Origin of the sequence: Citrobacter sp. MNAZ 1397 (assembly GCF_023613995.1) — a bacterium.
In the GTDB taxonomy this organism is placed as follows: Bacteria; Pseudomonadota; Gammaproteobacteria; order Enterobacterales; family Enterobacteriaceae; genus Phytobacter; species Phytobacter ursingii.
Genome location: NZ_JAKIVH010000001.1, coordinates 1,534,054 through 1,546,797, shown reverse-complemented (window position 1 = coordinate 1,546,797; position 12,744 = coordinate 1,534,054). Strand labels below are relative to the sequence as shown.

The window sequence follows — 12,744 nt, the reverse complement described above, 5'->3', positions numbered from 1 at the left end:
GATGTTATGGAATCCACCGACAGCCTGATCGTCGTCAACGACCATCTGGCGCTGCATGCCATTGATGAGCGTTTTGTTCACGATCTACATCAACTGATCGTTAAAAATCGCGAATGGCTACAGCACTTTCTGGACTGGCCGCAGTATGTCCGCTCGGTTGACCAGACCCGGCAAACCGCGCAAAGCAATATTGTCCTGCATCAGCGCGGCTACGCCAAAATGTTCCTGATCCTCGAAGATAACGTGCTGGTGGGTGTCCTCTCTTTCAACTCCATCGAACCGACGAATAAAACCGGCTATATCGGTTACTGGCTCGATAAAGACAAAGAGGGCAAGGGGATTATATCCGCCTGCCTGCAGGCGTTTATGGCCTTTTACGCGCGTCGCGGCGATGTTCGTCGGTTTGTCATTAAATGCCGCGTGGCGAACGAAGCCAGTAACCGTGTCGCACTGCGTAACGGTTTTATCCTCGAAGGTTGTCTGCGCCAGGCGGAGTTCCTGAACGGCAGTTTTTATGATCAAAATATTTACGGTCAGATTATCGATCGCTCATCATAGCAGCCCGGCTAATGGCGTACGGGTTATATACTGTGTGCCATTAATGACCTTCTGACCACGCAGCAAAATACTGTCGCCTTCTGGCGCTTCCACCACCGCGTCATCGGTGATTTCAATATGATGCTCGATCAATACATTGCCCCTGATACGTGCATTTCCCTGAATAACGACTTTTTCATCAAGCAGAATCGGCCCGCCGAGTAAGTGCGCATTGCCACCGACAAGGACGTGATGTTTGAGTACGCAATTGCCTTCGATCGTCGCATTTTCCGCAACCTGCGCGCTATAGCGCAGAGTAGGGATGGCATCCTCTTCATGTCCGGCCACAATTCGCGCTTTACCGTAAACTTTGGCACAGTCGCACACCCAGACATCATTTTGCTCATTGCCTTCCAACAAAGCGAAATCAAAGACCTCAGCCCGATGTTCGATAAACGCAAACTTAACGATGGCATCGCCATAAATTTGCGCCTGGTGGACCACGCGCGAATGGGTGACCGTGGCGCGGTCATAAATTTGCAGTATCTGTTGATTATCCGGGGTTAGACCCTGTGCGGCGATGATTTCGCAGCCGTGTAAAATACGCGCATGGCCGAACAGATGGCAGGCGCCGCGAACGGTAGATGTTTGCACGGTGACGTTGTCACGTAAGACGGCACCATGGCTTATCTCAGCAGCATCAACCCAGCTGTTGCCGCTAATTTCAACATCATGACAGACAAGACAGGGTTGCGTCAGACGCGCGTCATCGCGCACATGACTGTTGGCAAATACCATGCTGTTTACATCGTAAATCCAGCAGTTGCCTTCCTGCGACAAGGCGGTATCTTCATCCACCCAGCCCCCGAAAGTCCCTGCGGTCACGTCGCCAAAGTCGCGTAACGCAATAATCTGGCGCAACGAGACCTTCTGTTTTTCGCCGTTGATCTGGTAACTGAACGCACGGCGCTCATCACTGAGTCGGTATTTTTTCATTGTTTGCTTCCGTTATTTCCCCACGATAAACGTAGCAAACTTTGCGATACTGGCTATTCAGAATGAAAAAACATAAAATGCATTTTAGATGCAACTTATAAGTTTTGCGCTTATACATGAAAAATTAAGGAACGGTAATGACCACATTTGACGATTCGTATTTTACTGAGAAATATGGACTGACTCGCACCCATTCCGATGTCCTGCATGCAATGCAGTTTGTGAAACCGGGTAAAACCCTGGATCTGGGCTGCGGTAACGGACGTAACAGCCTCTATCTGGCGGCCAACGGTTTTGATGTGACAGCATGGGATAAAAATGCGTCTGGCATCAATAATATTAAGACCATCTGTCAGGCTGAGGGGCTTACCAACCTGCAAACTGCCGTTGTTGATTTGAATGCACTCGGCTTTGAGGGCGAATATGATTTTATTCTCTCAACCGTGGTGCTGATGTTTCTTGAACCGCAAACCATTCCGGGTCTGATCGCCAATATGCAGCGCTGCACTAAATCGGGCGGCTATAACCTGATCGTGGCGGCAATGGATACCGCTGATTTCCCGTGCACCGTCGGTTTCCCGTTTGCTTTTAAAGAGAATGAATTGCGTAACTACTACGCAGGCTGGGAACTGGAAAAATACAATGAAGACGTCGGTGAGTTGCACCGCACCGACGCCAATGGCAATCGCATTAAGTTGCGTTTTGCGACTTTACTGGCGCGAAAAGCTTAACGCGCCGCCAGCAGGCACAACTGTAATGCAACCTGGTAAGAGGCCTCGAACGACTTCAGCGGCAGAAACTCAAATTGTGAATGGAAATTGTGCGCGCCGGTAAAGAAGTTCGGCGTCAATAACCCTTTCGCGGACAGCGCTGCGCCATCTGTGCCGCCGCGCATGGGGGTGGGTTTCGGCGTAATCCCAAGTATATTCATGGCCTCAAACAGTAAATCGATTGCGCGCTTGTCTTCGCCGATGGCGTTACTGATATTGCTGTAAATATCGCTGATGCTGTACTCCACTTTCGCGGTGGGGTACTGCGCAGCAATTATGTTTGCAACATCGGCAATCTGCTGTTTTCTGCGTTCGAAGCTCTCCTTATCAAAGTCACGGATGCTGGCGCTAAGATGCGCGTGCCCCTGAACGGCTTCCATTCCGTTAAACCAGACATAGCCCTCGCGACCTTCGGTGTGTTCCGGCGTTTGCAGACGATCAAAGTGGCTGATGTAATCCATGGCCATCAGCAGGGGGTTAACCAGCACGCCTTTTGCCGACATCGGATGCGCGGTAACGCCAGTAAAATCGATAGACGCCGAGGCGGCATTGAAGTTTTCAAAAACAATTTCACCTTTTTCGCAGCAGTCGATAGTCCAGGCAAAATCAACATCAAAACGTGTTAAATCCAGCGCCTTCGCTCCACGCAACCCGACTTCTTCATCCGGAACAAAGGCCACGACGATATCACCATGTTGCTGTTCTGACGTCAGGTTTTCCAGCAAAGTCATCACCACCGTGACAGCGGCTTTGTTATCTGCGCCCAGTACGCTGGTGCCATCGCTAAAGATGATCTCTTCATCACGATACGCGTTGATTTCCGGATGCTCGGCTACCCGTAGCCAGATCTCTTTTTCAGCATTCAGACAGAGATCTTCCCCCTGAAAACGCAGAATTTGCGGATGAATATCCGGTGATAACCCCACGTCTACGGTGTCGATATGAGTGATAAAACCAATACGCGGCGCGCCCGGCACTGTCCCTTTTTTCACCGCCGTTACCGTGGCGTGTTCATCGAGCACAATCTCATCCAGACCCAGCGTTTGCAGCTCTTGCGCCAGGGCACGCGCCATGTCGAATTGTCCGGGTGTGGTCGGTAATGTCGTGGCTGCCGCATCGCTTTGACTGGTGATGGCAAGATAGCGAAAGAAGCGTTGCGTTAATTGACTGGCGAGGGGCGATGGCATAGTGATTCCTTCTTTATTTGACTTATCAGGTGCTTGCAATATGACTTTAATGTTATTTATGAAAGCGCAAACAACAAGCACTATTTGGCTCATGGAAAGAAAACAACAGGAAAATCTATGACTAGAAAACAGACAACAGTTGCACTGGCCTTGCTGGCTCTGGCAGTGAGTTCCTCTGTGGCAGCAAAAACCCTGGTCTACTGTTCAGAAGGAAGCCCTGAGAATTTCAACCCGCAACTTTATACCTCGGGCACCAGCGTCGACGCCAGCGCGGTGCCGGTTTATAACCGACTTGTCGATTTTAAAGCCGGGACGACCGAACTCCAGCCGAGTCTTGCAGAGCGTTGGGAGGTCAGCGACGACGGCAAGGTGTATACCTTCCACCTGCGCAAAGGGGTGAAGTTTCAGAGCAATAAATATTTTACCCCCACGCGTGATTTTAATGCTGATGACGTTATTTTCTCGTTTATGCGGCAAAAAGATCCTCAGCATCCTTACCATAACGTCTCTAACGGCAACTATTCCAATTTCGAGAGCCTGGAGTTTGGCAAGCTGATCACCGCTATCGATAAAGTGGATGACAATACCGTGCGCTTTACGTTGACACATCCGGAAGCGCCTTTCGTACCGGATCTGGCCTGGTATTTCGCCTCTATCTTATCTGCCGAATACGCCGATGCGATGTTAAAAGCCGGGACGCCGGAGCGAGTGGATATGGAACCGATTGGCACCGGTCCGTTCAAACTTGCCCAGTACCAGAAAGATTCGCGCATCCTGTTTACCGCCTTCCCGGAATACTGGCAGGGCAAAGCGAAAATCGACCGTCTGATATTCACCATTACGCCGGATGCCTCAGTGCGCCTGGCCAAGCTTGAAAAAAATGAATGTCAGGTGATGCCATTCCCGAACCCGGCGGATTTGCCACGTCTGAAAGAAAACAAAGACATTACGCTCATGAGCAAATCGGGGTTGAATACCGGTTTCCTTGCCTTTAACACGCAAAAAGCGCCGCTTGATAATGTCAAAGTGCGCCAGGCGCTGGCGATGGCCATCAATAAACCGGCCATTATTAATGCGGTATTCCAGGGCACCGGAACTGCTGCGAAAAATCTCCTGCCGCCAGACGTCTGGAGCGCGGACAGTGAATTGCAGGATTACGCTTACGATCCGCAAAAAGCCAAAGCGTTATTGAAAGAAGCGGGGCTGCCAGAGGGCACCACGATTGATTTGTGGGCAATGCCGGTTCAGCGACCCTATAATCCGAATGCAAAACGCATGGCCGAGATGATTCAGGCCGACTGGGCGAAAGTCGGAGTCAATGCGAAAATTGTTACGTATGAATGGGGTGAATATTTAAAAAGGGTTAAAGGTGGCGAGCATCAGGCGGCATTAATGGGATGGACAACGGCCACCGGCGATCCGGATAACTTCTTTGGCCCGCTGTTTACCTGTCAGTCTGCGAATGGCGGTTCAAACTCGTCAAAATGGTGTTATCAGCCGTTTGACAAAATTATCGCCGAAGCGAAAACCATTACCGATCACGACAAACGCGTGGCGCTATATAAAGAGGCCCAGCAGATGATGCACGATCAAATGCCTGCGGTAATGATTGCGCACTCAACGATTTTCGAACCTGTACGTAATGACGTAAAAAGCTATGAAGTCGACCCGTTTGGCAAACATATTTTTTACCAGGTCGATATTCAGCAATAAAACGCCGCGCCAGTGTCCTGCACTGGCGCAAATTTTTCTGGTGCGGTGGAAGCATATTTTTTTATAGAATTTGCGCCAGTAAGCTTTTTTATGCCATCACCGTAGTCGGTTGTTTGCTATACCTTTTAAGGTATCCATACACTTAAAGGGATCTTCCATGCGTACTGTATTAAAAGTTGCAGTGATGGCAGGCCTGCTTGCGTTAGCGGGCTGCGCTTCCAAAGTGACTCAACCTGAACAATACTCTGGCTTCTTAAAAGATTATTCCAACTTACAACAAACCACCTCCGCAAGCGGTAAACCCGTATTGCGCTGGGTGGATCCGTCATTCGACCTGAATAAATACGACAGTATTGTTTACCATCCGGTGACCTATTATCCGGTAGCAAAACCAACCAGCCAGGTCAGCCAACAAACGCTGGATGGGCTGCTGGCGTATACGAACACCAAACTGAAAGCCGCAGCCGCGCAGCGTAAACCGCTGGTGACCTCTCCAGGCGCGCATAGCCTGATTTTCCGTGGCGCCATTACCGGTGTGGATAGCAGCAAGCAAGGTCTGCAGTTCTATGAAGTGATCCCGGTTGCGATGGTGATTGCCGGTACGCAAGCGGCCACAGGGCACCGAACCATGGATACGCATCTTTATTTCGAAGGTGAACTGATCGACGCACAGACCAATAAACCGGTTATTAAAGTGGTGCGTCAGGGCGAGGGTAAAAGCCTGAGCAATGCCAACGCGCCAATGACGGTGGATACTCTGAAACAGGTTATTGATAACATGGCGACAGATGCCACCATGTTTGATGTTTCCCACAAGTAAAGACGCCAGCGCCATCCTAAAGGATGGCGCTTCTTCTCAGGCTAACTTCCGCTTAAACGACAATGTTCCTGGTCGTGAAAACATCACTAAATTTCCCGTCAAAATCAGCAGCAGACCTGCAATTCCATTCATATGCCAGACATAGCCTTCATAGACCGTTGAAATACTTAGCGCCACAAGGGGAAACAGCAGGGTGCTATAGGCAGCATTACTGGCGCCGATACGGCCAATCAGGGTGAAATAGGCGCCAAAGGCAATGACCGAGCCAAAGAGGGCGAGATAAACCAGCGCGCCCAGATAGCTGAAAGTCCATTCTGGAGTGAAATCATCACCACGGAACAACGCAATTGCGCCCATGATTATCGTTCCGTACAGCATCGCCCAGGCATTGGTGGTCATGGTCTCCAGACCGTTGCGTTGATGGCGCATGCTGATCATATTGCCAAGGGAAAAACCAAATGTGCCCAGCATCGAAAGACAAATGCCCAATAACAGGGTGCTGTTCAGACCGCTGGCCAGCAAATCATCCCAGAATAGCGTCACAATTCCCGTCAACCCCAGAATCGCCGCAGGATAGAAGCGTGAAGGGGGTTTTTGACCGAAGAACAGAAAACTATTAACTGCGTTAAACAATACGGCCATTGAGAAAATGACCGACTCCAGCCCGGTATTAATCCACGCGGCGGCGGTATAAAAACAGAGAAAGTTGAAGCCAAAAACACAGCATCCTTGCAGGATGCAAAAAAGATGATCCCGCAGGACAAGTTTACGCAGTCGCCGCAGGGCAATTAACACCACCATCATGGTGAGTGAGGCAATCGCAAAACGCCAAAAAATGGACACAGGTGCAGCGACCGGACCCTGTTGCAGAAAAATAGCAATCCATGTCGTGCCCCATATCACCACTACCAGACAATATAAAAAAATGTTCATCACAATCCCCGTTATGCCAACAGGTTTCCAGTCTTGCCAAAAAATCTCTCTCCGGCTTGCATAAATTCACGGGTCACTTGCAAATTCTTGCGTTTTTTTAGCGAAACACTGGTATCGGGCAGACGCAATTCATAGACTGAGATTCTGGTGAAATTTTTGTTAATTGCGTCCATGACTGTTTATAAAGCCTTCGAAAATCTTCAACATCACAATGCTGTTTTGCATGACTCGGTTGCGCTGCATTCTGGTATTCAACTGGCGGCATGGTCTAACAAGCGCGATAACATCACCCAGTATTGCGATCATCACACCCTGAGTCTGTACATTGCCGATGGCTACGAGAGCTACCATAAGACCTCGCAGGGCTGGAAAAATGGCGGTGGACCGGACCGGTTTTGCCTGATGCCGAAAGAGAGCGAGTCCAGTTGGGATATCCGTGATGATTTGTCGTTTGTGCACCTTTATTGCACTGACGAACACCTGCGGGATATTGGGGAGAAAATTTGGGATCGCAGCCCGGCGTCGTTTACCCTTGATGAGAAAACCTTCGCCCAGGATGAGCGTATTACGACTCTCTATCGCCAGTTCCTTCTTAGCAGCGACTGGCACCAGCAGGCGAATCAGCTCACGCTGAGCACCGCGTCAACGCTGCTCCTCACCCATCTTATTCAGCATTACAGTAATGTGCAGTGGCGCTTGCCCACGGTTAAAGGCGGGCTTGCGCCAGTGGTGTTGCGCCAGGTGCTGGACTGGATAGAGGCGAACCTTTCCCAACCGTTGTTGCTGAGCGATCTGGCGGCGCAGGCGGCGTTAAGTGAGTACCATTTTGCGCGTATGTTCCGCCAGTCGATGGGGGTTGCGCCGCATCAGTATGTGATGCATCGCCGGATGGCGCAGGCGAAAGCGCAATTGTTAAACACCGAACTCCCGCTGACGACAATCGCCATGGCCTGCGGTTTCAGTTCTGCCAGCCATTTCAGTAATCGTTTCCGGGCTGTTTTTGGCATGACGCCGTCGCAATTACGCGCGGCGAACCCGTGACAATGCAGCATAACAGACACCACCGGCAACCAGCCCCCAGAACGCTGACCCCACGCCAAGCAGCGTTACGCCGCTGGCGGTGACCAGGAACGTCACGATTGCGGCGTCACGCTCTTTTTCTTGTGACAGAGCCTGGAAAAGACTGCCGCCGATCGTGCCGAGTAAGGCAAGGCCTGCCAGCGTCTGGATCCAGCTCAGCGGTAAGGTCGCCAGCAATGCGGTGATGGAGCCGCCAAATACGCCCGCTAACAAATAAAAGAGACCCGCAGCGACCGCGGCCTTCCAGCGTTGTGCGGGGTCGGGGTGCGCGTCCGGGCTTTGACAAATTGCTGCTGTAATGGCGGCGATGCAAATTGAGAAAACCCCAAACGGCGAGAGCAGCAGCGCCAGTCCTCCGGTAACGATAATTAGCGGCGATACGGCCGCCCGGTAGCCCGCAGCCTGCATCGTGGCGAAGCCCGGCGCATTTTGTGACGCCATCGTCGCGAGAAAAAAGGGAATGCCGATACTGATGAGCGATCTCCAGTTGAAGACCGGAGGGATAAATTCCGGCATCACAAAAGTAGAGTCCATTTTGGCCATGACAACGTCGCCGCTAAGCCAGGCGACCAGCGCACCAGCTATCAGCGTCACGACAATGGCATAGCGTGGGGCGAGGGCTTTACAGACCAGCCAGGCCAGTAGCATACTGCCGCACAGCACAAAATGGCCCTCAACGTTGCGAAATGCCTGCAACCCAAAACGCAGCAGGATTCCGGCGAGCATGGCTGCCGCGAGAGTATGCGGAATAATTTTCATCAGCCGGGCGAACAGCCCGGTGACGCCGCAAAGCACAATCAGCGCATTAGCAAAAATGAACACGCCTATGGTCTCAGCGAGCGTTAATCCTTGTAAACTGGTCGCCAGCAATGCGGCTCCGGGCGTAGACCATGCGGTCAGCACCGGCATGCGGTACCACAGCGAAAGGACGATTGTGCTGACGCCCATGCCTAAACCGAGCGCCGTCATCCAGCCGGCAATTTGTGTGGCGCTGGCCCCCGCTGCGACAGCGGCCTGCCAGATAATGGCCGCAGAACTGGCATAGCCGACCAGCACGGCCACAAAGCCCGCCAGAAGGGTGGTAAAAGGAAACACGTGAGCGCGCATGAACGACCCTTTGTGCGTTATAACGTCCAGACAATGTATCATCGTGCGTTATAGCATACAAGCATGCGTAGCGAGACTGACAGGAGAGAATATGGATCTAACTCATTATCTGGCGAGCACCTTAAAAAATCTGCGCCAGGCGCGTGGCTGGAGCCTCTCCCGGCTGGCTGACGAAACGGGTGTGTCAAAAGCGATGCTCGGGCAAATTGAACGCAATGAGTCCAGCCCTACGGTGGCAACACTGTGGAAAATCGCCACGGGCCTCAATGTCCCGTTTTCATCCTTTATTGCGCCTCCGGAAAGCGAAACGCCTCTTTCATTTGATCCACAACAGCATGCGATGGTGGTTACCCCGCTGTTTCCCTGGGATGAAGCATTGCATTTTGATCTCTTCTCGATAATTCTGGCACCAGGCGCTCTTAGCGAATCAACGCCGCATGAGCAGGGGGTCATTGAGCACGTCGTGGTGATTGGCGGGCTGCTGGATATGTGTATTGAGGGGCAATGGAGAACCCTGACGGCAGGCAGCGGGATTCGTTTCGCTGGCGACCGCCCTCACGCCTATCGTAATAGCTCAGGACAGAGCGCGCATTTCCACTCGCTTATTCACTACCCAAAAGAAAAAACCGCAAGCAAGCTTGCGGCAAAGAACGACGACGAGTAAACAACAATGTACAACGTGACGAGGAAATGTCCGATTACACTTCATCTTTCAAACGGCCTCTTGATTGGCTGCCTCAGGCCACCTCCGTCACTTACTGCAGTAAGCTCCCGGGGATGCCCCTTGTTGCTGCCGCGACGCCATTTGAAAAGCTTTCGCGTAATGTTGATTAACTTAACCTGCGTCGTTACGACTGGAAAATAGCAATTTCTTCAATGCTTTGCCGCCACATGGAAAATGCCTTCTGGCGCAGGTGGTGAAACGTCCGCGAACTGACTACAATAGCCGCCATTTTGCACATAATGGATAACGACGATTGTATGCGCCTGCAACCCCATCATCTTGAACTCTTAAGCCCTGCCCGTGACACCGCGATCGCTCGCGAAGCCATTTTGCACGGTGCGGACGCGGTTTATATCGGCGGCCCGGGGTTCGGTGCCCGCCATAACGCCAGCAACAGTCTGCAGGATATTGCCAGCCTCGTTCCGTTTGCTCATCGCTATGGCGCGAAAGTATTTATCACGCTCAATACCATTCTGCATGATGATGAGCTGGAGCCTGCTCAGCGCCTGATTACCGATCTGTACGAAACCGGGGTTGACGCCCTGATTGTGCAGGATATGGGCATCATGCAACTCGATATCCCGCCGATTGAGCTGCATGCCAGTACGCAGTGTGATATCCGCAGCGTAGAAAAGGCGAAGTTCCTCTCTGATGCCGGTTTTAGCCAGATTGTGTTGGCGCGCGAGCTAAACTTGCAGCAGATCCGCGATATTCACGCCTGTACTGACGCCACCATAGAATTTTTTATTCATGGCGCGCTCTGCGTGGCCTATTCCGGTCAGTGCTATATTTCCCACGCCCAGACAGGGCGCAGCGCCAACCGTGGCGACTGTTCACAAGCCTGCCGACTGCCGTATACCCTGAAAGATGATCAGGGGCGCGTCGTTGCCTACGAAAAACATCTGCTGTCGATGAAAGATAACGACCAGAGTGCCAATCTTGGTGCGTTAATTGATGCCGGTGTGCGTTCCTTTAAGATTGAAGGGCGCTACAAAGACATGAGCTATGTGAAAAACATTACCGCGCATTATCGTCAGATGCTGGATGCGATTATTGAAGATCGCGGTGACCTGGCGCGCGCATCAGCAGGGCGCACGGAGCATTTCTTTATTCCGTCCACCGATAAAACTTTCCATCGCGGTAGTACCGACTATTTTGTGAATGCCCGTAAAGGCGATATCGGTGCGTTTGATTCACCGAAATTTATCGGTCTGCCGGTTGGTGAAGTGCTGAAAGTGACCAAAGAGTATCTGGACGTTGACGCCAGCGAACCGCTGGCAAACGGCGATGGTCTGAACGTGCTCATTAAGCGTGACGTTGTCGGTTTCCGCGCCAACACAGTAGAAAAGACCGGAGAAAATCGTTACCGCGTCTGGCCGAATGAAATGCCGGCGGAAATGTATAAAGTGCGTCCGCACCATCCGCTGAACCGTAACCTCGACCACAACTGGCAACAGGCACTAACCAAAACCTCCAGTGAACGTCGCATCGCCGTGGATATTGAAATCGGCGGCTGGCAGGAACAACTGGTGCTGACCCTGACCAGTGAAGATGGCGTTAGCGTGACCCATACTCTCGACGGGCAATTTGATGAGGCGAATAACGCGGAAAAAGCGATCAATAGCCTGAAAGAGGGTGTGGCAAAACTGGGGCAAACCCTCTATTACGCCCGTCATATCGATATCAACTTGCCGGGTGCGTTGTTTGTACCGAACAGTGTGTTAAATTCGTTTCGTCGTGAAACTGTCGAAATGCTTGATGAGGCGCGCCTGGCGAATTACCAGCGCGGTAGCCGTAAAGCCGTTTCTGACCCGGCACCGGTCTATCCTGATACCCATCTGACCTTCCTGGCGAACGTTTATAACCATAAAGCGCGTGAGTTCTACCAGCGTTTCGGCGTACAGCTAATTGATGGCGCATATGAAATGCATGAAGAGAAGGGCGATGTGCCGGTGATGATCACCAAACACTGTCTGCGCTTTGCCTTTAATCTGTGTCCGAAACAGGCCAAAGGGAATATCAAAAGCTGGAAGGCAACCCCAATGCAACTGGTACATGGCGACGAGGTACTGACGCTGAAATTTGATTGCCGTCCATGCGAAATGCACGTGGTCGGGAAAATCAAAAATCACATTCTGAAGATGCCGCTGGCAGGGAGCGTTGTGGCGTCGGTCAGTCCTGAGGATCTGTTGAAAACGCTGCCTAAACGCAAAGGCGTGTAAAGCAGCGGGTCGCGCATAGTAGCGGCAGATACCCTGCCGCTAATGCATTTAAAACTTAACGTTTCTCCTCTGGCAGCGGCGGTTTTTTACCGTCTCTGGGCGGCCGTTTGCCGTCATGGTTACGCATGTTGTCATCGTGTTTCCACTCTTTGTTGTCGTGGTTTGATGACTTTCCGTCATGTTTCCACGTCTTACCGTCTTTATTCGTACGTTCCCGCAGGTGTTGCGGGTTTTTATTGTCATGACGCGGCGGCTGACCGTCCTGCGTTGCCGGGTATTTTGGTGGCGGGACAGGCGTGTTGTCTGCAGCATACACAAGAGACGTTAAACTCATGGCCAGAATGGCAGACAGTGTCACTACCTTTTTCATACTTACTCCTTTTCTCATTTATCTGAGTCACACGAATTTCAACAACAAATCGTGGAGAGAGTATGAAGACAGGTTCAATTAAGACTATTCCTTCCATAATAACTGCAAATAATAAACGAATTTGTTATCGGGTAGACAGTAATTTTATTATTTGCCGCAATTTATGCGTTGCATCACATTATTAACATTATTTCCACACGGATAATTATGATACGGCTGTCTCATTTTGTTACTCATTGATATTTAAAGTTTAATTATAAATTCAAACGCAGGCAGGGTATCTGG

General features: G+C 51.2%; 12 protein-coding genes. 7 read left to right on the top strand and 5 right to left on the bottom strand.

Annotated elements, in window-relative coordinates:
* Positions 1-6: 6 nt before the first annotated feature.
* Complete coding sequence (gene rimL, locus L2097_RS07115; RefSeq protein WP_250352476.1) at positions 7-558, top strand: 50S ribosomal protein L7/L12-serine acetyltransferase; 552 nt, start codon at positions 7-9, stop codon at positions 556-558.
* On the opposite strand, the gene ydcK is transcribed toward rimL, so the two are convergent.
* Positions 553-1,533 (bottom strand): YdcK family protein, encoded by a 981-nt coding sequence (gene ydcK / locus L2097_RS07110; protein ID WP_250352475.1) that lies wholly within the window; start codon positions 1,531-1,533, stop codon positions 553-555. The two genes, rimL and ydcK, sit on opposite strands and share 6 nt — an antisense overlap.
* A 137-nt stretch (positions 1,534-1,670) precedes the next feature.
* Here ydcK and tehB point away from each other — a divergent pair, with 137 nt between their 5' ends.
* Entirely contained in the window at positions 1,671-2,264 is a 594-nt protein-coding gene (tehB, locus tag L2097_RS07105; protein WP_250352474.1) for a tellurite resistance methyltransferase TehB, read from the top strand.
* Here tehB and pepT read toward each other — a convergent pair.
* A complete protein-coding gene (pepT, locus tag L2097_RS07100; protein ID WP_250352473.1) occupies positions 2,261-3,490 on the bottom strand; it encodes a peptidase T in 1,230 nt (409 codons plus the stop codon). The genes tehB and pepT overlap by 4 nt on opposite strands.
* A gap of 117 nt (positions 3,491-3,607) precedes the next feature.
* On the opposite strand from pepT, the gene L2097_RS07095 reads away from it, so the two are divergent.
* On the top strand, positions 3,608-5,203 hold the full coding sequence (locus tag L2097_RS07095) for an ABC transporter substrate-binding protein (RefSeq protein WP_250352472.1): 1,596 nt from the start codon (positions 3,608-3,610) through the stop codon (positions 5,201-5,203).
* Positions 5,204-5,360: 157 nt separating this feature from the next.
* Positions 5,361-6,023 (top strand): DUF3313 domain-containing protein, encoded by a 663-nt coding sequence (locus L2097_RS07090; protein WP_047370409.1) that lies wholly within the window; start codon positions 5,361-5,363, stop codon positions 6,021-6,023.
* Positions 6,024-6,059: 36 nt separating this feature from the next.
* Here L2097_RS07090 and L2097_RS07085 read toward each other — a convergent pair whose 3' ends face one another.
* The gene (locus L2097_RS07085) at positions 6,060-6,956 is read right to left on the bottom strand and encodes a DMT family transporter (RefSeq protein WP_250352471.1); all 897 of its coding nucleotides are present in this window, start codon (positions 6,954-6,956) and stop codon (positions 6,060-6,062) included.
* A gap of 171 nt (positions 6,957-7,127) precedes the next feature.
* Here L2097_RS07085 and L2097_RS07080 point away from each other — a divergent pair, with 171 nt between their 5' ends.
* On the top strand, positions 7,128-7,997 hold the full coding sequence (locus tag L2097_RS07080; protein ID WP_047373277.1) for an AraC family transcriptional regulator: 870 nt from the start codon (positions 7,128-7,130) through the stop codon (positions 7,995-7,997).
* On the opposite strand, the gene L2097_RS07075 is transcribed toward L2097_RS07080, so the two are convergent.
* Positions 7,977-9,143, bottom strand: a complete 1,167-nt coding sequence (locus L2097_RS07075; RefSeq protein ID WP_250352470.1) for a benzoate/H(+) symporter BenE family transporter — start codon at positions 9,141-9,143, stop codon at positions 7,977-7,979. The two genes, L2097_RS07080 and L2097_RS07075, sit on opposite strands and share 21 nt — an antisense overlap.
* A gap of 91 nt (positions 9,144-9,234) precedes the next feature.
* Here L2097_RS07075 and L2097_RS07070 point away from each other — a divergent pair, with 91 nt between their 5' ends.
* Both L2097_RS07070 and L2097_RS07065 read left to right on the top strand, forming a co-directional pair.
* On the top strand, positions 9,235-9,807 hold the full coding sequence (locus L2097_RS07070) for a helix-turn-helix domain-containing protein (protein ID WP_250352469.1): 573 nt from the start codon (positions 9,235-9,237) through the stop codon (positions 9,805-9,807).
* 317 nt (positions 9,808-10,124) lie between these two features.
* Complete coding sequence (locus L2097_RS07065; RefSeq protein ID WP_229220542.1) at positions 10,125-12,089, top strand: peptidase U32 family protein; 1,965 nt, start codon at positions 10,125-10,127, stop codon at positions 12,087-12,089.
* 55 nt (positions 12,090-12,144) lie between these two features.
* Here L2097_RS07065 and L2097_RS07060 read toward each other — a convergent pair whose 3' ends face one another.
* Positions 12,145-12,459, bottom strand: coding sequence for a hypothetical protein (locus L2097_RS07060; protein WP_250352468.1), 315 nt, complete (start codon positions 12,457-12,459; stop codon positions 12,145-12,147).
* Positions 12,460-12,744 lie beyond the last annotated feature (285 nt).